The 21,308-nt window shown below is 67.6% G+C and carries 19 protein-coding genes; 2 read left to right on the top strand and 17 right to left on the bottom strand.

The window, feature by feature from the left end; all coding sequences use genetic code 11:
* Position 1: 1 nt before the first annotated feature.
* The 7 genes from fabV to LG380_RS03085 all read right to left on the bottom strand — a co-directional run bounded on the left by fabV (position 2) and on the right by LG380_RS03085 (position 7,651).
* Positions 2–1,279, bottom strand: coding sequence for an enoyl-ACP reductase FabV (gene fabV, locus LG380_RS03115; RefSeq protein WP_225763566.1), 1,278 nt, complete (start codon positions 1,277–1,279; stop codon positions 2–4).
* A 242-nt stretch (positions 1,280–1,521) separates the two neighbouring features.
* Positions 1,522–2,496 carry a protein translocase subunit SecF gene (gene secF, locus LG380_RS03110; protein WP_225763565.1) on the bottom strand — a complete coding sequence of 325 codons (975 nt, stop codon included), beginning with the start codon at positions 2,494–2,496 and terminating at the stop codon, positions 1,522–1,524.
* A gap of 19 nt (positions 2,497–2,515) precedes the next feature.
* Positions 2,516–4,366 carry a protein translocase subunit SecD gene (gene secD / locus LG380_RS03105; protein ID WP_225763564.1) on the bottom strand — a complete coding sequence of 617 codons (1,851 nt, stop codon included), beginning with the start codon at positions 4,364–4,366 and terminating at the stop codon, positions 2,516–2,518.
* Positions 4,367–4,423: 57 nt separating this feature from the next.
* Positions 4,424–4,750, bottom strand: coding sequence for a preprotein translocase subunit YajC (gene yajC / locus LG380_RS03100; RefSeq protein ID WP_225763563.1), 327 nt, complete (start codon positions 4,748–4,750; stop codon positions 4,424–4,426).
* 120 nt (positions 4,751–4,870) lie between these two features.
* Positions 4,871–6,010, bottom strand: coding sequence for a tRNA guanosine(34) transglycosylase Tgt (gene tgt / locus LG380_RS03095; protein WP_225763562.1), 1,140 nt, complete (start codon positions 6,008–6,010; stop codon positions 4,871–4,873).
* A 94-nt stretch (positions 6,011–6,104) separates the two neighbouring features.
* Positions 6,105–7,139, bottom strand: coding sequence for a tRNA preQ1(34) S-adenosylmethionine ribosyltransferase-isomerase QueA (gene queA, locus LG380_RS03090; RefSeq protein WP_225763561.1), 1,035 nt, complete (start codon positions 7,137–7,139; stop codon positions 6,105–6,107).
* Positions 7,140–7,219: 80 nt separating this feature from the next.
* The gene (locus LG380_RS03085) at positions 7,220–7,651 is read right to left on the bottom strand and encodes an Lrp/AsnC family transcriptional regulator (protein WP_225763560.1); all 432 of its coding nucleotides are present in this window, start codon (positions 7,649–7,651) and stop codon (positions 7,220–7,222) included.
* Positions 7,652–7,770: 119 nt separating this feature from the next.
* Between LG380_RS03085 and LG380_RS03080 the strand changes: the two genes are divergently transcribed.
* Positions 7,771–9,267 (top strand): aminotransferase class III-fold pyridoxal phosphate-dependent enzyme, encoded by a 1,497-nt coding sequence (locus LG380_RS03080; RefSeq protein WP_225766425.1) that lies wholly within the window; start codon positions 7,771–7,773, stop codon positions 9,265–9,267.
* Between the two features lie 205 nt (positions 9,268–9,472).
* Here the strand turns inward: LG380_RS03080 and LG380_RS03075 are convergent, their stop codons facing one another.
* The 4 genes from LG380_RS03075 to LG380_RS03060 form a co-directional block, all read right to left on the bottom strand.
* Positions 9,473–10,096, bottom strand: a complete 624-nt coding sequence (locus tag LG380_RS03075) for an inorganic diphosphatase (RefSeq protein WP_225763559.1) — start codon at positions 10,094–10,096, stop codon at positions 9,473–9,475.
* Between the two features lie 339 nt (positions 10,097–10,435).
* Positions 10,436–11,812, bottom strand: a complete 1,377-nt coding sequence (locus LG380_RS03070; RefSeq protein ID WP_225763558.1) for a metallophosphoesterase family protein — start codon at positions 11,810–11,812, stop codon at positions 10,436–10,438.
* Positions 11,809–12,990, bottom strand: a complete 1,182-nt coding sequence (locus LG380_RS03065; protein ID WP_225763557.1) for a phytase — start codon at positions 12,988–12,990, stop codon at positions 11,809–11,811. Before LG380_RS03065 ends, LG380_RS03070 begins: the two co-directional genes overlap by 4 nt.
* A complete protein-coding gene (locus tag LG380_RS03060; RefSeq protein WP_225766424.1) occupies positions 12,990–15,533 on the bottom strand; it encodes a TonB-dependent receptor in 2,544 nt (847 codons plus the stop codon). Before LG380_RS03060 ends, LG380_RS03065 begins: the two co-directional genes overlap by 1 nt.
* A 160-nt stretch (positions 15,534–15,693) precedes the next feature.
* On the opposite strand from LG380_RS03060, the gene upp reads away from it, so the two are divergent.
* Positions 15,694–16,326, top strand: coding sequence for a uracil phosphoribosyltransferase (gene upp, locus LG380_RS03055; RefSeq protein WP_225763556.1), 633 nt, complete (start codon positions 15,694–15,696; stop codon positions 16,324–16,326).
* Between the two features lie 65 nt (positions 16,327–16,391).
* On the opposite strand, the gene LG380_RS03050 is transcribed toward upp, so the two are convergent.
* From LG380_RS03050 to rsmD, 6 genes are all read right to left on the bottom strand, one after another.
* Positions 16,392–17,282, bottom strand: coding sequence for an MBL fold metallo-hydrolase (locus tag LG380_RS03050; RefSeq protein ID WP_225763555.1), 891 nt, complete (start codon positions 17,280–17,282; stop codon positions 16,392–16,394).
* Positions 17,283–17,388: 106 nt separating this feature from the next.
* The gene (ggt, locus tag LG380_RS03045; RefSeq protein WP_225763554.1) at positions 17,389–19,128 is read right to left on the bottom strand and encodes a gamma-glutamyltransferase; all 1,740 of its coding nucleotides are present in this window, start codon (positions 19,126–19,128) and stop codon (positions 17,389–17,391) included.
* Positions 19,125–19,409, bottom strand: coding sequence for a YfhL family 4Fe-4S dicluster ferredoxin (locus tag LG380_RS03040; protein ID WP_225763553.1), 285 nt, complete (start codon positions 19,407–19,409; stop codon positions 19,125–19,127). Before LG380_RS03040 ends, ggt begins: the two co-directional genes overlap by 4 nt.
* 99 nt (positions 19,410–19,508) lie before the next feature.
* Complete coding sequence (locus tag LG380_RS03035) at positions 19,509–20,000, bottom strand: hypothetical protein (protein WP_225763552.1); 492 nt, start codon at positions 19,998–20,000, stop codon at positions 19,509–19,511.
* 42 nt (positions 20,001–20,042) lie between these two features.
* Positions 20,043–20,549, bottom strand: a complete 507-nt coding sequence (coaD, locus tag LG380_RS03030; RefSeq protein WP_225763551.1) for a pantetheine-phosphate adenylyltransferase — start codon at positions 20,547–20,549, stop codon at positions 20,043–20,045.
* Positions 20,546–21,166 (bottom strand): 16S rRNA (guanine(966)-N(2))-methyltransferase RsmD, encoded by a 621-nt coding sequence (rsmD, locus tag LG380_RS03025; protein ID WP_225763550.1) that lies wholly within the window; start codon positions 21,164–21,166, stop codon positions 20,546–20,548. The genes coaD and rsmD overlap by 4 nt, the downstream gene beginning before the upstream one ends.
* Between the last annotated feature and the right edge of the window lie 142 nt (positions 21,167–21,308).

Genomic DNA, 21,308 nt, shown 5'->3' with positions numbered 1-21,308 from the left:
TTCAATGCCCCGTGGGCGTGGCTCTGACCTCGTCGAGGTTGGGAATGGCCACGTCCGGGTTCACGTCGGCGTCGTAGTCCACGCCGTCGATGCCGAAGCCGAACAGGCGCAGGAAGTCGGCCTTGTAACCGGCCAGGTCGGTGACCTGGTACAGGTTTTCGTTGGTCACCTGCGGCCACAGTTCGACCACCTTGCCCTGCACTTCCGGCGCCATTTCCTTGTAGTCGGCACGCAGGCGGCCCTCTTCGTCGACCAGCGCCACGTTGCGTCCGTCGAAGGACAGCTCGCGGCGCAGGTGGTCGGCTGCGTTGCTGCCGCCCTGCGGGCCGTTGTAGAGGATGTCGTACAGGGTATCGAGCTGCTCGATGCAGCCCTCGTGCGTGCCCTGCTCCTTCATCACCTTGAACAGCAGCGACAGGTACAGCGGCATCGTCGGGATCGCCGAGCTGGCCTGGGTCACCACCGCCTTGAGCACCGACACGCGTGCATCGCCGCCAATGGCCGCCAGCTTTTCGCGGATGCCCAGCACCTTCTGGTCCAGGTCCTTCTTGGCCGCACCGATGGAACCGTTCCAGTAGATGGCCTGGGTGATCTCCTCACCGACATAGGTGAAGGCCGTGGTGGTCGCGCCCGGAGCCAGCACGCCGGCTTCCAGCAGTGCGTCGATCCACATCTGCCAGTCCTCGCCGCCCATCACCGCGACGGTACCGGCGATCTCCTCGGGCGTGGCCGGCTGCAGCGTGGTCTCGGTCAGCACTTCCTTGTCGGTATCCAGGCCGCGAAGGGTCACCGGCGCGCCGATCGGCTTGAGCGTGGAGCTGATGACCTCGCCGGTCTTGGGATGCTTGCGGCGCGGCGCTGCCAGCGAATAGACCACCTGGTCGACCTGCCCGAGGTCGGCCTTGATGATCTCGATGACCTTCTGCTTCACCTCGTCGGAGAACGCATCGCCATTGACGCTGCGCGCGTACAGGCCGGCTTCGGCGGCGTATTTGTGGAAGGCCGCCGAGTTGTACCAGCCGGCGGTACCCGGCTTGCTCGCGGTGCCGGGACGCTCGAAGAACACGCCCAGGGTCGCCGCATCGCTGCCGAAGGCGGCGGTGATGCGCGCGGCCAGGCCGTAACCGGTCGAGGCACCCAGCACCAGGACCTTCTTCGGGCCATTGGCAATCTTCGACTTGGCCTTGATGTAGTCGATCTGCTCCTTGACGGCGGCATCGCAGCCAACCGGATGGGTGGTGACGCAGATGAAGCCGCGCACACGCGGTTTGATGACCATGGGTACCTCGAACTGGAAAGTAGGTGGACGGCGCTGTTGCTGCCTGCGACGACTGCACGGTCATCGCCGTTGGTGATGCGGCAGTTGCGACACAGCGGCCGAGCCGGTGGATCGTAGTGCCCGCACTCCATTTGGACAACCGACGCCAGCGCATGGTGGCGCGGGGCCGGCTGCACTTTCCCGCACGCAAAAAGAAAGCCGCGCTGGGCGCGGCTTCCAGGAACAACAGGTAACGCGATCCGTCACGGACGGCGCGCAAGCTCCTCGACGTCCTTGGCCTTGGGCAGCAGGTCGGCCTTGGTGACCTTCAGCGCGCCCATGGTCAGCAGCGGACAGGCAATGAAGATCGAGGACAGCGTGGCGACCACCGCGCCGATCATCTGGCTCAGGGCCAGGCTTTCCAGCGAGCCGCCACCGTATAGGTACAGGGCAAACACCGACAGGAAGAACACCAGCGAGGTGATGATGGTGCGCGACAGGGTCTGGTTGATCGAGCGGTTCATGATCTCCATCGGCTCGGCGCGCAGCGAGCGGAAGTTCTCGCGGACACGGTCGAACACCACGATGGTGTCGTTGATCGAGAAGCCCATCACCGCCAGCAGGCCGGCCAGCACGGTGAGGTCGAACTCGCGCCCGGTCGCCGCAAAGAACGCTGCCGTCACCAGCACGTCGAACAGGGTGGTGAGGGTGGCCACGATCGCGAACTTCAGCTCGAAGCGGAAGCCGATGTAGATCAGGAAGCCCACGATCACGAACAGCGCCGCGTACACGCCGTTCATCGCCAGCTCGCGACCCACCTGCGGGCCGACGAACTCGCTGCTCATCACCGTGGCCTTGTTGTCAGCCAGCGAGATCGCCTGCAGCACGGCCTGCGCGGTACGCGTGTTGGCTTCGCCGGCATCCTCGCCTTCGCCCAGCTCCTGCGGCTGCAGGCGGATCAGCAGGTCGCTGCCGCTGCCGAAGTTCTGGACCTGGGCGCCGGCATAGCCGGCGCCTTCGAGGTGGTCACGCACGGCATCCACGTCGGCCGGCTTCTCGAAGCGCACTTCGACCACGGTACCGCCGGTGAAGTCCAGCGCGTAGTTGAAGCCCTTGCCGACGATCAGGCCGATGGAGGCCACGAACATGATCGCGGCAATGGTGACCGCGACCCAGCGGGTGCGCATGAAGTCGAACTTGGTGTCGTTCGGGATCAGGTGCAACGGGAACAGTTTCATGGTTTCGCTCTTCTTCCCGTCAGATGGCCAGGGACTTGAGTTTCTTGCGGCGGCTGTACAGCAGCACGGCCAGCGCACGGGAAACGGTGATCGCGGTGAACATCGAGGCGAAGATGCCGACGATCATGGTCACGGCGAAGCCCTTCAGCGGGCCGGTACCGAAGGCATACAGGGCCACGCCCGCGAGGATGCCGGTGAGGTTGGCGTCGAAGATGGTGCCCGAGGCCTTCTCGTAACCGGCGGCAATGGCGGCCTTGGGCGGCATGCCGGCGCGCAGTTCCTCGCGGATGCGCTCGTTGATCAGCACGTTGGCGTCCACCGACAGGCCGATGGACAGCGCCAGGCCGGCGAAGCCCGGCAGGGTCATTGTCGCGCCGAACAGCGACATTACCGCCACCACGATCAGCAGGTTGAACAGCAGCGCCAGCGAGGTCAGCACGCCGAACATGCGGTAGTAGACGGTGAAGAACACCAGGGTGAACAGGAAGGCATACAGCACGGCGGTGACGCCGCGGGCCACGTTCTCGGCACCCAGCGACGGGCCGACGATGCGCTCCTCGATGAAGTCCATCGGTGCGGCCAGCGAACCGGCGCGCAGCAGCTTGGCCAGGTTGTCAGCTTCGGTCTTCTCCAGGCCGGTGGTCTGGAAGTTCTTGCCGAACACGCCATTGATGTTGGCCACGGAGATGATTTCCTCCTTGACCCGGAAGCTGCGCACTTCCTTGCCATCGACCACGCTCACCTGCGGCACGCGCTCGGTGTAGACCACGGCCATCGGCTTGTTCACGTTGGCGCTGGTGAAGTCGAACATGCGCTGGCCGCCAACGTTATTGAGCGTCACGCTCACTGCCGGCATGCCGTTCTGGTCGGTGCTGACCGAGGCGGCGACCATCTGGTCACCGGTGACGATCACGCGCTTGTTCAGCAGTTCCGGACGGCCATCGCGGCGGTAGTAGACCTTGGCTTCCGGCGGGATGCGGCCGGTGTCCACGGCGTCCTGGGCATTGCCGTCGACCACCGCACGGTATTCCAGGGTGGCGGTGGCGCCGATCATGCGCTTGGCTTCGGCGGTGTCCTGCACGCCGGGCAGCTGCACGACCACGCGGTCCTCGCCCTGGCGCTGGATGATCGGCTCGGCCACGCCCAGCTCGTTGACGCGGTTGCGCAGGGTGGCGATGTTCTGCTCGATGGCACCGGCGGCGATCTGCGCCAGCTCGGCTTCGGGAACCGTCACCAGCACGCGGTTACCGCTGGCCTGGTAGCCCAGCAGCGGCTGCGCCTTGGCCAGCACCTCCGCGGCCTTGGCCGGGGCATCGGCACCGGCCGAAGGGCTCAGGGTGGCGACGATGCCGTTGTCGCTGCGGCGTTCGACCGACTGGTACGGGATGCGTGCATCACGCAGGCTGCTGCGGATGTCTTCGGCGTAACCGTCCAGGCGCTTTTCCAGCGCGGCCTTCTGGTCGACCTGCAGCACGAAGTGCACGCCGCCCTGCAGGTCCAGGCCCAGTACCATCGGCTTGGCGCCGAGGTTGCTCAGCCAGTCCGGCACGGTGGACGCCAGGTTCAATGCAACGGTGTAGTTCTCGCCCAGGCTGCTGCGCAGCAGGTCGTTGGCCGCAGTCTGCGCCTGCAGGCTGGGCAGTCGCACCATCAGGCTCTCACCTTCCTGTGCCACCGACAGCGGCTGGATCCCGGCCTTGGCCAGGTCCGCGGCGATGCGGTCACGCAATGCGTCGTCCAGCTGGCCGCCACGGTTGGCGGTGATCTGCACGGACGGATCCTTCTGGTAGATGTTGGGCAACGCATACAGCGCGCTGACCGCCAGGATGATCAGGATGAGGAAGTACTTCCAGCGGGGAAATTCGAGCATTGCAGGATCCTGCGCGGCGCCTGCGACGGCACCGCGTGTGGCTGTCGGAGGATTCGATCAGGCGGACTTCAGCGTGCCCTTGGGCAGCACGTTGCCGATGGCGCCCTTCTGCACGCGGATGCGCACGTTGTCGGCCACTTCGATGGTGACGAAGTTGTCGCCGATCTCGGTGACGACGCCGGCGATGCCACCGGAGGTCAGCACTTCGTCACCACGGGCGATCTTTTCCAGCATCGCCTTGTGTTCCTTCTGTCGCTTCATCTGCGGGCGGATCATCATGAAATACATGATCGCGATCAGGATGACCGGGAACAGCAGGGTGCTCATTCCCATGGGCGCGGAAGTGGCCTGGGCCACGGGAAGCAGGAAGGCGATCGGATTCATCATGTGTCCTTGGTTGGGCATCCACCGCCCGGGAGGTTCCGGTGCGGCAGGCGCGAAACGGTAATCAGCCGTGAAGTATGCCACGGCGCCGGAAACTCGTCCCCGGCGCCAAGACGGGCCTTACTGACCGGGCAGTTCCGGGGCGGCCACCCCGCGGGCCGCGTAGAAGGACTCGCGGAAGGCCGCAAAGGTTCCCGCGGCGATGGCCGCGCGCATGTCGGCCATCAACTTCTCGTAATAGAACAGGTTGTGCAGGGTGCCCAGCATCGGCGCCAGCATCTCGTTGCAGCGGTCCAGGTGGCGCAGGTAGGAACGGCTGTAGCCGCTGGTGCAGGCGTGGCAGCCACAACCGGGCTCGATCGGGTCCATGTCGCGCTCGTACCTGGCATTGCGGATGCGCACCGTGCCGAACGAGGTGAAATAGTGGCCGTTGCGCGCGTTGCGGGTAGGCATGACGCAGTCGAACATGTCCACGCCGCGGGCCACGCCCTCGACCAGGTCTTCCGGACGACCGACGCCCATCAGGTAGCGCGGACGGTCGGCGGGCAGCAGCGGGTTGAGGTGGTCGAGCATGGCGTTGCGCTCGTGCTCGGGCTCGCCGACCGCCAGGCCGCCGATGGCATAGCCGTCGAAGCCGATTTTCTGCAGCGCCTCGGCCGAGCGGCTGCGCAGGTCGGTGTGCACCCCGCCCTGCACGATGCCGAACAGGGCGGCATCATTGCCGAGCTCGTCGTGCGCGTTGCGGCTGCGCTGGGCCCAGCGCAGGCTCAGCTCCATCGAGGTCCGCGCCACCTGCTCGGTGGCCGGGTACGGGGTGCACTCGTCGAAGATCATCACGATGTCCGAGTCCAGCACCTTCTGGATCTGCATGCTGACCTCGGGACTCAGGAACACCCGGGCACCGTCGGTGGGCGCGGCGAAGTTCACGCCGGCCTCGGTGATCTTGCGGCGGTGGGCCAGCGAGAACACCTGGAAACCGCCGGAGTCGGTCAGGATCGGCCCGTCCCACTTGCAGAAGCCATGCAGGCCGCCGTGGTCGGCGATCACGTCCAGCCCGGGCCGCAGCCACAGGTGGAAGGTATTGCCGAGGATGATCTCCGCGCCCAGTGCCCGGACCTGCTCCGGCAGCACGCCCTTGACCGAGCCATAGGTCCCGACCGGCATGAATGCGGGGGTCTCGACTGTCCCGCGCGGGAAGGTCAAGCGTCCGCGGCGGGCACGGCCATCGGTGGTCTGGAGCTGGAATTGCAGTCGGGACATGGGGCAGGAACTGGACGAGGGTCGGCCATTGTCCCGCATACGCCGGTCCGGGGCACGTGCGTCTGGCCCCGGACCTGGCCCGGCGGTCGTGCAGTCAGCCTTCTGGCTGCGGGAACAGCAGCATCGCGTCGCCGTAGCTGAAGAAACGGTAGCGCTGGTGGATGGCGTGGCGGTAGGCCTCGAACACCCGCTCCTTGCCGGCGAAGGCCGAGATCATCATCAGCAGCGTGCTTTCGGGCAGGTGGAAGTTGGTGACCATCGCATCGACGCTGCGGATGCGGTAACCGGGTAGGATGAAGATCTGCGTCTCGCCGGAGAATGGCTGCAGCCCGCCATCGCGCAGCGCGCTTTCCAGCGCCCGCACCACGGTGGTGCCGATCGCGATCACCCGGCCGCTGTTGGCCCGGGTGCGCCGCACCTTCTCCACCAGCTCGGCCCCGACGTTGATCCACTCCCGGTGCATCACGTGCTGGGACAGCTCGTCCACGCGCACCGGCTGGAAGGTGCCGGCCCCGACATGCAGGGTCACGTGGCCGAACTCGACGCCGCGCTCGCGCAGGCGCGCCAGCAGCGGCTCGTCGAAATGCAGGCCGGCCGTCGGCGCGGCCACCGCACCGACTTCCTTCGCGAACACCGTCTGGTAGCGCTCGCGGTCGGCCTGGTCGGGCTCGCGCTGGATGTAGGGCGGCAGCGGCAGGCGGCCGGCATGCACCAACCACTTCTCCAGCGGCTCGTCGACCTCGAAGCGCAATACGTAGAACTCGCCCTCGCGGCCCAGCACCTCGGCCTGGCCACCGGTGTCGAGCAGGATCACCCCGCCGGGCTTGGGCGACTTGCTGGCGCCGATCTGCACCCGCGCCTGCTGGCCACCCAGCAGCCGCTCGATCAGGATTTCCACCCGCCCGCCGGAGGTCTTCTGCCCGAACAGCCGCGCCGGGATCACCCGGGTGTCGTTGAACACCAGCAGGTCGCCGGGCTGCAGCAGCTCGGGCAGGTCACGCACGTGGCGGTCGGAGAACGCGGCCGGGGCCGGCGGCACCACCATCAGGCGGCTGGCCGAACGCTCGGCCAGGGGGGCCTGCGCGATCAGTTCCTCGGGCAGTTCGTAGTGGAAATCGGACTTCTTCAAGGCCGGCACATCGATTCGGGGGGCCGGTATTGTAGGCCCCTGCCCCGCCCGGCGCCGCCCGGCGCCGGCCGGCGCCCCGCTCAGCGCTCGAACTTGGTCGACAGGATGATCGAGGACGTGGTGCGTTCCACCCCCTCGATCGCACCGATGGCGTCGGTCAGCACGTCCATGTCGTTGACTGCACGCACCACGCCCAGAGCGATCAGGTCGTACTCGCCGCTGACCGAATGCAGCTCGCGCACCTCGGGTATCTCGCGCAGCGCCATCACCACCGAGGTCATCTTCTTGGGCAGCACGGTGATCATGATGTGGGCGCGGATCGCGCCGTGTTCGTAGTCCTCGTGGGTACGCACGGTGTAGCCACGGATCACCCCCTGCTGCTCCAGCCGGTCGATGCGACTCTGCACCGTGGTGCGGGACAGCCCGAGCCGCCGCGCAATCTGCGCGGTGGAGGCACGGGCGTCCTCGCGCAGCAGCGAAAGCAGTTGCTCGTCGGAGGGCGAAGTCTTCATATCGTCGGAATCATGTCGTCGATCCGACGAAATAATACGGTTTCCTGCGCAAATCGTCTCTGCCAAATGACAGCTCGCTGCTGATAATGGATGGTTCAGCAACGATTCTGGAGATGAGCATGACCGTACTCGGCCCCCTCGCCCCCCTGCGCGCCCACGCCGGCGCCCGCCTGACCGAAGGGTTGGACGATGCTTCCGTGGAGCGCCTGGCGGCCAGCCACCCGGTCCTGCGCGAGGCCATCCAGGCCGCTGCCGATGAGTTCCAGCGCGTGGCCGGCGAATTCGCCGAACTGCTGGACCTGGACGAGGCCGCGCAGATCCAGACCCTGCAGTCGGGCTTCGTCAACTTCTACGCCGATGACTGCGTAACCCCGTACGTCGCACTGGCTGCCCGCGGCCCGTGGGTGATCACCCTCAAGGGCGCGGTGCTGTACGACGCCGGCGGCTACGGCATGCTCGGCTACGGCCACACCCCGGCGGAGGTGCTCGAAGCGATGGCGCGCCCGCAGGTGATGGCCAACATCATGACCCCGAGCCTGTCGCAGCAGCGCTTCGTGCGCGCACTGCGCAGGGAGATCGGCCACACCCGCGGCGGCTGCCCGTTCTCGCATTTCATGTGCCTCAACTCCGGCTCCGAGTCGGTGGGCCTGGCCGCACGCATCGTCGACGTCAACGCCAAGCTGCAGACCGACGACGGCGCCCGCCATGCCGGTGCCACGATCAAGCGCGTGGTGGTCAAGGGCAGCTTCCACGGCCGTACCGAGCGCCCGGCGCTGTATTCCGATTCCACCCGACGCACCTACCAGCAGCACCTGGCCAGCTACCGGGGCGAGGATTCGGTGATCGCCATCGCCCCGTACGACGCCGACGCGCTCAAGCGCGCGTTCGCCGACGCCGAGGCCAATGGCTGGTTCATCGAGGCGGTGTTCCTGGAGCCGGTGATGGGCGAAGGCGACCCCGGCCGGGCGCTGCCGCCTGCGTTCTACGCGGTGGCCCGAGAACTCACCCGCGCCCACGGCAGCCTGCTGTTGGTCGACTCGATCCAGGCCGGCCTGCGCGTGCACGGCGTGCTGTCGGTGGTCGACTACCCGGGCTTTGAATCGCTGGATCCGCCGGACATGGAAACCTACTCCAAGGCGCTCAATGCCGCCCAGTTCCCGCTGTCGGTGCTGGCCGTCAGCGAGCAGGCCGCCGGCCTGTACCGCAAGGGCATCTATGGCAACACCATGACCGCCAACCCGCGTGCGCTGGACGTGGCCTGCGCCACCCTGGCCCAGCTCACCCCGCAGGTGCGCGACAACATCCGCGAGCGCGGGCAGGCGGCGGTGCGCAAGCTGGAGGCACTGAAGGACCAGCTGGGCGGCCTGATCACCAAGGTCCAGGGCACCGGCCTGCTGTTCTCCTGCGAGCTGGCTCCGCAGTTCAAGTGCTACGGCGCCGGGTCCACCGAGGAATGGCTGCGTCGCCACGGCATCAACGTCATCCACGGCGGCGAGAACTCGCTGCGCTTCACCCCGCAGTTCATGATGGATGACGAGGAACTGGACCTGCTGGTGTCGATGGTCGGCCGCGCCCTGCGCGAAGGCCCCCGGCGCGAGCAGGCCGCCGCGGCCTGAGGAGCTGCTGCGGGGCGTGTGGTCGAGGACAGCCCCTCATCCGCCCTTCGGGCACCTTCTCCCGCGTGCGGGAGAAGGGATGGTTCATGCGGGTCTGCTGGTTGCCGGGCTGCAGGACTTCATTCCTTCTCCCGCTTGCGGGACAGCAGTCCCCTTGTAGGGAGAAGGTGCCCGAAGGGCGGATGAGGGCCGCCCATCCCTGCGCTCAACGCGCTTTCGGATGCGCCTGTGCGAAGCGCTTCAGCGCGTCGGCGATGACGGTCCTGGCCTCGGCGGCATCGCCCCAGCCATGCAGCTCGACCGTGTTGCGACCGGCCGGCAGTTCCTTGTAGACGCGGAAGAACGCCTCGATGCGCTGGCGCTCGATCTCCGGCAGATCATTGAGGTCGCGGATGTTGGCGTAGGTCGGGTCGACCTTGTCGGTCGGCACGCCGATGATCTTCTCGTCGTGCTCGCCCTTGTCGATCATCCGCAGCACGCCGATCGGACGGAATGCGATCAGCACGCCCGGATGCAGCGGCTCGCGGGTCAGCACCAGCGCGTCGAGCGGATCGTTGTCGCCGGCCAGCGTGCTCGGCATCGAGCCGTAGTTGGCCGGATACGCGACCGGCATCGACTGGAAGCGGTCGACGAACACCAGTCCGTCCTCGTTGGTCTCGTACTTGGTGAAGCTACCGGCGGGAATCTCCACCGCCAGGTTGACCTCATCCGGCGCGTTCTTCGGTTGCGCGGCCAGCAGCGGATTGCGGGCGAACTCGCCGGCGCTGGCGCCGACGCTGGCAAGCAGCAGCGCCGGCAAGGCGGTGCGCAGCAGGAAGGAACGGATCATGAGATTTCCTCGATGCAGGCGACGCAGCGGTGGCCGCTGTGCCGGAGTGGGGGACATCAGTCCCGAGATGAATCAGCGGTTGCAGGAGCGGCTTCAGCCGCGATGTGGCGTTCCCGGTAAAGCCTCATCGCGGCTGAAGCCGCTCCTGCAAAAGCGCGGGCTGCCGCCGACGCGCTACTCCCAGCAGCGGTCCTCGCACCCCTTCGGCAAGGCCGGTCGGGCGCTGGGCCTGTGGGAGGGACTTCAGTCCCGACCGGCATCACCGGCGAAGCGTCGGGGCTCAAGTCCCTCCCACGACAGCCGGTGCCTGACGCACGCCATGCCCGCGTCGTCCCGGCCCTACTCCCAGCAGCGGTCCTCGCGCCCCTTCGGAGAGACCGCGCGGGCGCAGTCGCGCGGGACGATGCGGCCGTCGCTGCGTTCGAGCAGGCGCTTGCCGCCGTCGGCGTCGCGTACCACCTCGAACGCGTCGTACAGCCGGCCGGTGGCGGTGCGCGACTCGTAGGACAGGTGCTGCGGATCGATTTTCAACACCTGGTACAGCTGGGTGTCCTCGCCGGTCGGCTGCATCGTCCTGCGCGCGTAGTCCGACAGCCGGTACTGCTTCGGCCCGGCCACCGAGACGATGAACACCGGCGTGGTGGTGGCGTCGGCGTCGCCGCGGCGGCCGTAGGTGTGGTCGTGGCCCTGCAGCACCAGGTCGACCTTGTGCCGGCGGATCACCGGCAGCACCTGCTCGACCAGCTTGGCGTTGTCGCGCTCGGCGCGTGGCGAATAGAACGGCTGGTGGATCAGCACGATCGACCACGGATGCGGGTTGTCGGCGAGCACCTTGTCCAGCCACGCCGCCTGCGCCGCGCCGGTGCCCAGGTCCAGCGCCGAAGTACCGTCGATCACCGCGACGCGCACGTCCTGGTGGTCGAACCAGTACGTCGTCTGCGCGGTCGCGGCCGGGCCGTTCTTCGGCAGCGCGAACGTCACCGGCCAGTGGTTGCCGAGCACGCGCCGCGCCTGCGGGGTGTCCTCGGCTTCCTCGTGGTATTCGTGGTTGCCCGGTGCCGGCGCGACCGCGGTACCCTCCAGCATCCAGCGCCCGGCCTCGAACCACTCGGCCCACTCGCTGTCGTCGACACCATCCTTGCCGCTGACCAGGTCACCGGCGAACAGCGCCAGCCGCGCGTCGGGCGTGCTGCGCCAGGCCTGGCGGATCACCCGCGAGACCAGGCTCAGGTTCTTGTTCTGGGTATCGCCGAAATACAGCAGCGTCAGCGGCGTACCCGCCGGCGCGGCGGTGCGGAAGTGGTTCCAGCTGCCCCAGGTGTTCTTGCCCTGCACGCGATAGGCGTACAGCGTGTCGGGCGCAAGGCCGTCGATGTCGACGCGATGGTGGTGCGCCACGCCGTTCTCGGTCTTCAGCACCTGCGTGCCCGCCTTGAACACTTTCGGCGCGCCCAGGTCCGGCGAATCGCCGGCGACGACCAGCTCCAGCGCCGGCTGCGACACGCTGGCGTCGGTGCGCCAGGCCACCGCGAACCCATGGGCCGCGGCCTGCGCCGGCGAGGCGACGATGCGGTCCGGGAAGCCGGTGGCCGCGTAATGGGTACTGCCCTTCGGCACCTGGGTGTTGGGCTCGGCTGCCGGCGCGGCACCGGCAAGTGCCGGTAACAGCGCCAGCAGCAGCGCCGCGCCCCATCCCCCGGGATAGCGTTGGCTCATTGCGCGCAGGCCTTGAGCTTGAGCGCCGAAGCGACATCGCGCCAGTCGAACGCCGCCACCGCCTGGTCGTCGTGCAGCGCGTAGAACACGCCCTGCGGGAAGCGCGCATTGCCGCGCGCATCCATCCACACGCCATCGGTGTTGGCGGTGAGCTTGCCGGCGAACGCGCCGACGTGCTCCAGCGTCCTGCGGTCGAACACGTGGAACACGCTGCGGTCCTTGAACTGGTCGGTGCCGATCCAGTAGCCGCTGCCGTCCTTGCAGGCCAGCAGCGCGATGCCCTCGGCCTGCGCCTTGAACTGGTCGGCGCCGATGTCGCGACCGGCGTACTTGCCGTCGGCCAGGGTGTACTCGCGCAGGCGGGTGCCGGTCGGCACGTCCTCCTCGGCCAGCAACAGGCGGTTGTTGTCCGGATCGGCGTAGACCGATTCGGCGATGCGGATCGCGCCGGCCTCGGAGGTGTCGCCGAAGGTCTGCTGCAACGAGGCCTTCCACGCCGCGCCATCGCGCACCAGCTGGTAGCGGCGGAAGCGCTGGCCCAGTTCGGCCAGCGCCGGCACGGTTTCCTCGTCAGCGCCGAGCATGTAGTTGTCGCTGACGATGACCTCGATGCCACCGTCCTTGGCGTGCGCCCACAGGCCGTACGGCTTCTTCAGGTCGTCGCCACCGAACACCGCGACCGAGGTGAAGTCCGGCAGCGAGAACGCCTGCACGCGGTGGTTGTCGCGCTCGACCACCAGCACCAGGTCGCCGACCACCGCCACGCCGTTGGGGCGATCCATCTGCCCGGGCGCGCTGCCCTTGCCACCGACGGTGCGCAGGCGCTCGCCGCTGTCGCCGTCGAACACCACCAGTTCGCCGCTCTTCTTGGCGGTGGTGATGACCCAGCGCTTGCCATCCGGCGCGGCCCAGGCCGCCGGCGAATCGAGGTTGTCCTGCGGCGTGGCCGCGGTCACGAACGCCTCGGCGACCTCGCTGTGCGCGACCTTGGCCTCGCTCAGCAGCGGATCCTTCTCCATGTTCTCGTCAGGCTCGCGGTCCGCGGCCGCGGCCGCGCCGTTGGCGGCCGGCGCGGCATTGGTCGGTTCCGGTGGCGGCGCCTTGCCGCAGCCGGCAAGCGCACAGGCCAGGACAAGCGTGGTGGTATGCAGCTTCATCATGGTTCCCTTGTTGATCATCACAGCTTCACCCGCAGGCCGACCGCATAGCTGCGACCGTACTCTTCGAACTGCTGGGTGTGCGCGCTGTCGCCCTGGTAGCGTTCCAGCGGCTTGTCGAGCAGGTTGGACGCATCGAAATACAGCTGCACGTTGCCGGTGAGCTGGTATTCCAGGCTGAAGTCCAGCTGGGTATTGGCGGCGACGTAGATGTCGTAGGCGCTGGACTTGCCCAGCTCGTCCAGGTACTCGCTGCGATGCACCGCCGAGACGCGGCTGGAGAAGCCGCCCTTCTCGTAGCCGAGGAATGCGGTGTAGACGTTCTTCGAAGCGCGCGGCAGGGTGAAGTCGTCGCCGGCGCGGTCTTCCAGGCCCGGGTCGAAATCGGTGTGCAGCCAGGTCGCGCTGACGCCGGCGAGCAGGCCGTTCCAGCCCTCGGGCAGGAAATCGAACTGCTGCTGCCAGTTGAACTCGGCGCCATAGACCTTGGCCTTGTCGCCGTTGATCGCCATGCTGACGTCGTAGCCGCTGTAGGCCGCGTCGTTGTCGATCACCGTGTCGACGATGTAGTTGTCGATCGACTTGCCGAACAGGCCCAGCGACAGCACGCCGGTCTTGCCCAGGTAGCGCTCGAACGACAGGTCCAGGTTGGTGGACTCGTACGGCTCCAGGTTCGGGTTGCCCAGCTCGACTTCCTCGTCATCGTTGTTGATCGAGGCATGCGGGGCGATCTGGCCGAAGCCCGGGCGCGACACGGTCTTGTTGAGCGAGCCGCGCAGCACCCAGTCGTTGCCGGCATCCCAGCGCAGGTGCAGGCCCGGCAGCACGTTGGTGTAGCTGCTGCTGGCTTCCAGCGGGTCGACGGTGAAGGTCTCGCCATCGTCGCTGACATCGATCTGGTAGCCGCTGGCCTTGAAGCGGGTGCTCTCCACGCGCACGCCGGCGATCACGCGCAGCGCACCGATGTCCCAGGTGCCCATCGCGTAGGCGGCCAGGATGTCTTCCTTGGACACGTAATCCTCGGACAGGGTGCTGATCGCGTTGCTGCCGGCATCGCCGGCGTCGGCGCTGAACTGGTTGCCGTAGGCGGCCCAGTAGGCGTTCATCACCGAGGAACTCAGCGCCTCGCCGAGGCTGTTGTGGCGGTGTTCCGGCGCGGACACGGTCCAGTCGGCCAGGTCGATGCCAGGGCCTTCGGACAGCTCGGTCTCGTTCTTGTCGACGTTGCGGTCGCGCCAGCGCCCGAGCAGGCCGACCTTGTAGCTGGCGTTCTCGCCATCGAAGCGCACGTTGATCTTGGCGCTCTTCTCCTCGTCGTCGGTGCGTCCCGGCGACAGCACCCACTTGTTGAAGCTGTAGTTGTCGTTGTCTTCCCAGTCGGTGTTGGAGAAGTCGATCCGCGGCATGCCGGTGGTCTGGTCGATGGTCGCCTCGAGGTCGCTACGCACGCTCTTGTCGAGCTTGAAGCGCGCTTCCTTCTCGTCGTTCACCCGTTCCTCGGTCTTGGTGTAGCCGACCTGATAGTCCAGCACCGCACCGTCGAAACGGTTCTCGCCGCCGAAGCTCGTCGCCAGCGTGTTTTCCTTCTTGGTGCGGTAACGCACCCGCTTGCTGAGGTCGTCCACCGGCGCGCTGTAGGTGCCGTCGCCATTGGCGACCACGTCGCCGGCGTCGAAGTCGATGACGGTGTTCTGGCGGGTCTCTGCGTCCTGGAAGTCGCTGAACAGCGTGCGCAGGTAATAGCGGTTGTCCGCGTCCGGGTGCCAGTCGAGGTTGAGGTTGGCGCCGAAGCGCTTGCGCTCGATGTAGTACTTGCGGCGCTGCTGCTGGATCATGAACATGTCGCCGTTGTCGAGTTCGTCGTACTCGCCTTGGGTGTTGTCGGACTGGAACTCGCGGTCCTGGTAGTTCAGGCCCAGCGCCACGCCGAAGGTGTTGTCGGCGAACAGGTCGCTGTAGTTGAACGAGCCCTTCGGGCTGGTCTTGCCGCTGAGCTGCTGGTGGCTGGCCTCGACCTTGGCGCGGATGCTGCGGCCGTCACGGTCGAACGCCGAGGGCGATTCCACCAGGATCGCGCCGCCGATCGAATCGCCCGGCATGTCCGGGGTCGGCGACTTGACCACCTTCAGCCGCTCGGTCGACTCGGACGGGATCACGTCCATCGGCGCGGCGCGGTTGTCGCTCTCGGGCGTGCCGATGGCGATGCCGTCGACGCTGACGCTGTTGAGCGCCGCATCCAGGCCACGCACCACCACGAAGCGGCCCTCGCCCTGGTCGCGGGTCACGCTGACGCCCGGCAGGCGCTGCAGCGATTCGGCGACGTTCTGGTCCGGGTAATCGCCCACTTCGTCGGCGGACACCGCATCGAGGATCGCGTCGGACTCGCGCTTGAGGTCGACCGCGCGCGCCTGCGCTTCCAGCTGCGGACGCACTTCGATGCGATCGAGGTCGGTCGCCGCAGACGCCGCGGCCGGCGCCGCATCGGCGGCGCGCGCGCCGGCGGCGGCCACCACGCTCCCCAGGCCGATCGCGATCGCCACGAACAACGGATTCTTGGTGTGCACTGTGGGGGTTCCCATTCGGTGTAAAGAATGGGTGTGCACGGTATGTCCGCTTAGTTGCATCCCCGTTACACGATGGGAAGGTTTTGCCGCCGCCACGCTGGTCGCGGCCGCCCGCGCTGCGGCACACTGTGCGCCACTGTCATCCAACCGCCACGCCGCCATGAAGATCGTCGAAGCCCGTCATCCCCTGGTCAAACACAAGATCGGCCTGCTGCGCGACGCCGAACTGAGCACCAAGGGCTTCCGCGAACTGGTCACCGAGCTGGGCACCCTGCTCGCCTACGAGGCCACCGCCGACCTGGAGACCGAGTCGCACACCCAGCCGGGCTGGGCCGGGCCGGTGCAGGTGCAGCGCATCGCCGGCGCCAAGATCACCCTGGTGCCGATCCTGCGCGCCGGCCTGGGCATGCTGCCGGGCGTGCTGGCGCTGATCCCCGCGGCCCGGGTCAGCGTGGTCGGCCTGCAGCGCGACGAGGAAACCCTGCAGCCGGTGCCCTACTTCGAGCGCCTGACCGGCCGCCTGACCGAGCGCGATGCGCTGATCCTGGACCCGATGCTGGCCACCGGCGGCACCCTGATCGCCACCATCGACATGCTCAAGCGTGCAGGCGCCCGCCGCATCAAGGGCATCTTCCTGGTGGCCGCGCCCGAAGGCCTCAAGGCACTGGAAGCCGCGCATCCGGACGTGGAGATCTACACCGCCGCGATCGACGAGCGCCTCAACGAGAAGGGCTACATCCTGCCTGGGCTGGGCGACGCGGGCGACCGCATCTTCGGCACCCGCATGGAATGAGCACGGGCCGGCCATTACGGCCGGCTTGATGCAATCCGGACGCCCCCGCCCGGCGCGGGCTCTGATCAGGCCGCCAGCGTGCGCGCCTTCAGTTCGCCCACCTCATGGGTGGTGCCAAAACGCCCCTTCTCGTCGCACGTCACCTCGGCCATCGCGCACTGCGGGTCGTGGGTAAAGAACAGGTGCACGTGGCGGGCGAGCTTGTCCTCCAGGAAGCGGCGCTTCTCGTCGATCAGCAACTCGGCGTTGCGGTCGTAGCCCATGGTGATCGGCACGTGCACCCACGAACGCCCTGGGACCAGGTCGGCGCAGAACACCACGCCGCCACGGGTGGTGCCATCGGCGGTCGGCTGGCCAACGATCTCGGCCAGCATCAGGCCCGGCGTGTGGCCATCGCTGAAGCTGAAACGCACCGCCTTGCCCAGCGCCTGCGAATACTCGCCCTCCACCACTTCCAGCCGGCCACTGGCCTCCAGCAGGCCTGGCAGTTCCGGGATGAAGCTGGCGCGATCGCGCGGATGCGGGCGCAGCGCCCGCTGCCAGTGCTCGGCGCCGACCACGAAGGTGGCATTGGGGAAAAGCAGCTCCGGCGGACGCCCTTCGGTCCACGGCGCCAGCAGCCCGCCGGCATGGTCGAAATGCAGGTGGCTGAGCACAACCACGTCGATGTCCTCATGCTCGAAGCCGGCCTCGCGCAGCGATTCGATCAGCACGTGGCGGGGTTCCTGCACGCCGTAGCGCTCACGCAGCTTTGGTTCGAAGAACGCGCCGATCCCGGTTTCGAACAGCACGGTCTTGCCGCCAAGGGGGCTGGCCAGCAGCGCACGGCATGCCAGCTCGATCCGGTTCAGGTCATCGGGTGCGGCCCACTTCTGCCACAGCGCCTTGGGAGCGTTGCCGAACATCGCACCGCCGTCGAGTTTCTGGGTGTTGCCGCGAATCGACCATAGTTTCATGTGAAAAATTCTACGGCCAGCGCGTTAAATATTCGCAAGTCGAAGCCCGCAGGGCGCAAACGAAAAACCCCGCCTTGCGGCGGGGCCTGTGAGATCGGGATGGCGATCAGGGCGTTGCTGCCATCGCCTTTACCGCGGCGCTGCCGACCGGGTTGCGTGGATCACTGCCACCGCGCAGGACGTTGGCCTTGCGATCCCATTCCACGGTCTGCAGGTTGCCCCAGACATGGCTGGAACCGCGGCCACCCTCGGCGCTGTCGCCCGGCAGGTCGACCTCGTGCCCCATCGCCCGCAGCTGGCTGGCCACCCCGGCGCTGAAGGCACCGCTCTCGGCCGAGATCGTGTCCGGCAGCCACTGGTGGTGGTAACGCGGCAACGCGGCAACCTGCTGCGCATCCAGCCCGGCGTCATAGCCGAGGATGCCCAGCAGCACCATGGTGATGATGCGGCTGCCGCCGGGGGTGCCGAGCACCACGACCTTCTGCCCGTTGTCCATGAAGGTCGGGGTCATCGAGCTGAGCATGCGCTTGCCGGCCTTCGGCGCGTTGGCCTCGTAACCCATCACGCCGAAGGCGTTGGGAGTACCGGGCTTGAGCGCGAAGTCGTCCATCTCGTTGTTGAGCAGCACGCCGGTGCCGGCCGGGATCAGGCCCGAGCCATACAGCAGGTTGACCGTCTGCGTGCCCCCGACGCGGTTGCCCTCGGCGTCGATGATCGAGAAGTGGGTGGTCTCCTCGTCCTCCAGCGGCGTCGGCTTGCCCGACAGCAGGTCGCTGGGCGTGGCCTTTTCCGGATGGATGGTCGCGCGCAGGCCCTGGGCGTAGTCGCCGCTGGTCAGCACCCTCTGGGGGATGTCGACGAAATCCGGATCGCCGAGGAAGAAGGTGCGGTCGCGGTAGGCACGACGCATCGCCTCCACCACCAGGTGGGTGCGGCGCGCCTCGTCCATCGCATTGAGATCCCAGCCTTCCAGGATCTGCAGCATCGACGCCAGCGCGATGCCGCCGGATGACGGCGGCGAGGCGGTGGTGATCTTCCAGCCGCGGTAGTCGAAAGTGATCGGCTCGCGCACCTTGACCTGGTAGCCGGCCAGCTCCTCGGCGGTCCAGCGGCCACCGGCCTGCTTGACGCCCTTGAGCAGCAGGCGCGCATTCTGCCCGCGGTAGAAGCCATCGAAGCCTTTGTTGGCCAGCAGCTTCAGCGTTTTCGCCAGCTCCGGCTGGCGGAAGATGTCGCCCTCGGCGATCGGCTTGCCGTTGCGCAGGTAGACCTCGCGCGTGCCGGGATAGCGCTCCATCACCTCGCGACGGGACGCGTAGCCGCGTGCCATGCGCGCATACACCGGGAAACCTTCGCTGGCCACGCGGATGGCCGGTGCCAGCGAAGTCGCCAGCGGCAGGCGGCCATGTTCCTCGGCCAGCTTGGCCAGCGCCGCCGGCAGGCCCGGGATGCCGGCCGACCACGGGCCGTTGACCGATCGGTCGCGATCCAGCTCGCCGTCCCTGTCCAGGAACTGCTCGGGCGTGGCCGCAGCCGGCGCGGTCTCGCGCGCGTCAAGCATCAGCTCCTTGCCGGTGCGCGCGTCGTGCAGCAGGAAGAAGCCGCCGCCGCCCAGGCCCGAGCTGATCGGCTCGACCACGGCCAGCGTGGAGGACACCGCCACCGCCGCGTCGAAGGCATTGCCGCCCTGGGCCAGGATCTCCATGCCGGCCTCGGTGGCCAGGTGATGGCCACTGGCAATCGCCGCTCCATCCGGGCGGGTGGCCAGCGGGGCATCGCCATCGGCCGCCCAGGCCAGCGGCGCCAGGAACAGGACCAGCAGCAGGCTGCGCGCAAAGATCTTCATTCGGATGTCGACTCCGCTTCGTAGAGTTCCGGGTGGTCTCGCTGCAGGCGCATCAGCTTGGCCAGCAGCTGGTCGTGGGTCTCGGGAATCTCGGGGTCCGGGTCGATGCATTCGACCGGGCAGACCACCACGCACTGGGGTTCGTCGAAATGGCCTACGCACTCGGTGCAGCGCGCCGGATCGATGATGTAGATGGTTTCGCCCATGCTGATCGCATGGTTAGGACAGGCCGGCTCGCAGACGTCGCAGTTGACGCACAGCTCATTGATTTTCAGCGACATCGCGATACTCCACGCCCGCGCCTGTCGGCAGATCGCGGCCCGGCTACGCCCGGAACCGCAACCGGGCGCGCGTTGCGCGCGCCCGGCCTTGCACGGGTATTACTTGGCTTCAACAAAGATGTATTCGGCGCCGGTCGGCTGCACCAGGGTCTGCACGCGGGCGTTGTCGGCGGCATCACCGATGTAGACCACGCGCACGCCCTTCATCGAGTCGACCTGCACGTCCTTGAACACGGCTTCGATCATGTCGGCCATCTTGGTCGAGGCCGAGGAACCGAAGGCGATCATGTTGCCCGGCTGGATGCCACGGCCGACGGCGGCAGTGGCGCTTTCCACCTGGCGGGCGTACTTGGCTTCGAATTCCGGATCCGATTCCGGCGGCAGGTAGTACAGGAACGGGCTGTTGGTGATGTTGCCCATGTTCTGGATGGCAACTTCCTGCAGGTACTTGCGCCAGCCGGCGTCATCTTCCTTGGCCGGGGCGACCAGGGCCTGCTGGGCCTCGCCGGTCTGCACGGCTTCTTCCTTCTTGCACGCCGTGAAAGCCAGCGCCAGGGATGCGACCAGCATGGCGCGCATTGTGTTGTTCATTGGAAATCTCCTCCCTCTGTGATCTTTAAGGATTGGTTCGTGTCAACTCGCCGGCTGGGCCTGGCGTGCCTTGCGCAGGGCCTCGAGCACCGTCGGCGGCACGAAGCCGGAAACATCGCCACCCAGGCGCGCGATCTCGCGAACCAGGGACGATGAAATGAAGCTGTGCTGCTCGGCCGGGGTGAGGAACAGCGTCTCCACCTCCGGGATCAGGTGGCGGTTCATGCTCGCCATCTGGAACTCGTATTCGAAGTCGGACACCGCGCGCAGGCCGCGCAGCAGCACCCCGCCCTGCACCGAGCGCACGAAATGCGCCAGCAGGGTGTCGAAACCGACCACCTCGACGTTGTCGTGGCGGGTCAGTGCCTCGCGGGCCAGCGACACGCGCAGCTGCAGCGGCAGCGTCGGGCCCTTGGACGGGCTCTGGGCCACGCCGACGACCACCTTGTCGAACAGCGGCGCGGCCCGGTTCACCAGGTCGATGTGGCCATTGGTGATCGGGTCGAAGGTGCCGGGATAAACGGCGATGCGGCTATTGGCCGAGGTCATGCGTTGGATACCGCGTGATGGTCGCCGCGAAGTGTAGCAGCGGCACGCCGGTACAGGGCATAACGCACCTCGCGGGTACTGCCTTCACGGTGCAGCGCCCACTCCGCCGGAACCGGCGGCACGGCGTCGACCGGCGACTCCACGTACAGCCAGGCCCCGTCGGCCACGTGCCGCGGCAGCTGTTCGAACACCTGTTCCCACAGCCCGGCGGCGAACGGGGGATCGACGAACACGATGTCGGCGGCGGCCTGCGGCGCGGACTGCAGCCAGCGCAGCGCGTCCTCGCCCACCACCTGCACCTGCGAGGTGGCACCCAGCTTCTGCACGACCTGGCGCAGTCCCGTGGCCAGTGCCGGGTCGCGCTCGACCAGGCAGGCATGGGCAGCGCCACGCGACACTGCCTCCAGCCCCAGCGCGCCGCTGCCGGCGAACAGGTCCAGCGCCCGGGCGCCGGCGAGCCGCGGCATCAGCCAGTTGAACAGGGTCTCGCGCACGCGGTCGCTGGTCGGGCGCAGGCCCGGCAGCTGCGACACCGGAAGCCGGGTATTGCGCCAGCGCCCGCCCACGATCCGCACCTGCCCCACACTACCGGCGCGCGGTCCACGGCTGCCGCTCATGCGCGCAGTCCTGCGGAAGCGGCGGTCGGGAGGACGGAACTGGGGGCCATCGTCAGCTCTGCGGCGGGAAAGGAACGAATGATAGACCAGCGCGCCCATCGCTTCCGCGCTTGAAAAAGGCGCCGATGGCCCCATTCCGGCG

Source organism: Stenotrophomonas sp. Marseille-Q4652 (assembly GCF_916618915.1).
Taxonomy (GTDB): domain Bacteria; phylum Pseudomonadota; class Gammaproteobacteria; order Xanthomonadales; family Xanthomonadaceae; genus Stenotrophomonas.
This window is presented reverse-complemented; position numbering and strand designations above follow the sequence as displayed.

What these genes read in the sequence shown, in the direction of transcription:
- LG380_RS03075 (WP_225763559.1), bottom strand. Translation starts at nt 10,096, where the DNA reads ATGATCCGTTCCTTCCTGCTGCGCACCGCCTTGCCGGCGCTGCTGCTT.
- LG380_RS03080 (WP_225766425.1), top strand. Translation starts at nt 7,771, where the DNA reads ATGACCGTACTCGGCCCCCTCGCCCCCCTGCGCGCCCACGCCGGCGCC.
- LG380_RS03035 (WP_225763552.1), bottom strand. Translation starts at nt 20,000, where the DNA reads ATGAACAACACAATGCGCGCCATGCTGGTCGCATCCCTGGCGCTGGCT.
- tgt (WP_225763562.1), bottom strand. Translation starts at nt 6,010, where the DNA reads ATGTCCCGACTGCAATTCCAGCTCCAGACCACCGATGGCCGTGCCCGC.
- LG380_RS03065 (WP_225763557.1), bottom strand. Translation starts at nt 12,990, where the DNA reads ATGATCAACAAGGGAACCATGATGAAGCTGCATACCACCACGCTTGTC.
- LG380_RS03050 (WP_225763555.1), bottom strand. Translation starts at nt 17,282, where the DNA reads ATGAAACTATGGTCGATTCGCGGCAACACCCAGAAACTCGACGGCGGT.
- fabV (WP_225763566.1), bottom strand. Translation starts at nt 1,279, where the DNA reads ATGGTCATCAAACCGCGTGTGCGCGGCTTCATCTGCGTCACCACCCAT.
- secD (WP_225763564.1), bottom strand. Translation starts at nt 4,366, where the DNA reads ATGCTCGAATTTCCCCGCTGGAAGTACTTCCTCATCCTGATCATCCTG.
- yajC (WP_225763563.1), bottom strand. Translation starts at nt 4,750, where the DNA reads ATGAATCCGATCGCCTTCCTGCTTCCCGTGGCCCAGGCCACTTCCGCG.
- LG380_RS03070 (WP_225763558.1), bottom strand. Translation starts at nt 11,812, where the DNA reads ATGAGCCAACGCTATCCCGGGGGATGGGGCGCGGCGCTGCTGCTGGCG.
- upp (WP_225763556.1), top strand. Translation starts at nt 15,694, where the DNA reads ATGAAGATCGTCGAAGCCCGTCATCCCCTGGTCAAACACAAGATCGGC.
- ggt (WP_225763554.1), bottom strand. Translation starts at nt 19,128, where the DNA reads ATGAAGATCTTTGCGCGCAGCCTGCTGCTGGTCCTGTTCCTGGCGCCG.
- LG380_RS03085 (WP_225763560.1), bottom strand. Translation starts at nt 7,651, where the DNA reads ATGAAGACTTCGCCCTCCGACGAGCAACTGCTTTCGCTGCTGCGCGAG.
- secF (WP_225763565.1), bottom strand. Translation starts at nt 2,496, where the DNA reads ATGAAACTGTTCCCGTTGCACCTGATCCCGAACGACACCAAGTTCGAC.
- LG380_RS03040 (WP_225763553.1), bottom strand. Translation starts at nt 19,409, where the DNA reads ATGTCGCTGAAAATCAATGAGCTGTGCGTCAACTGCGACGTCTGCGAG.
- coaD (WP_225763551.1), bottom strand. Translation starts at nt 20,549, where the DNA reads ATGACCTCGGCCAATAGCCGCATCGCCGTTTATCCCGGCACCTTCGAC.
- rsmD (WP_225763550.1), bottom strand. Translation starts at nt 21,166, where the DNA reads ATGAGCGGCAGCCGTGGACCGCGCGCCGGTAGTGTGGGGCAGGTGCGG.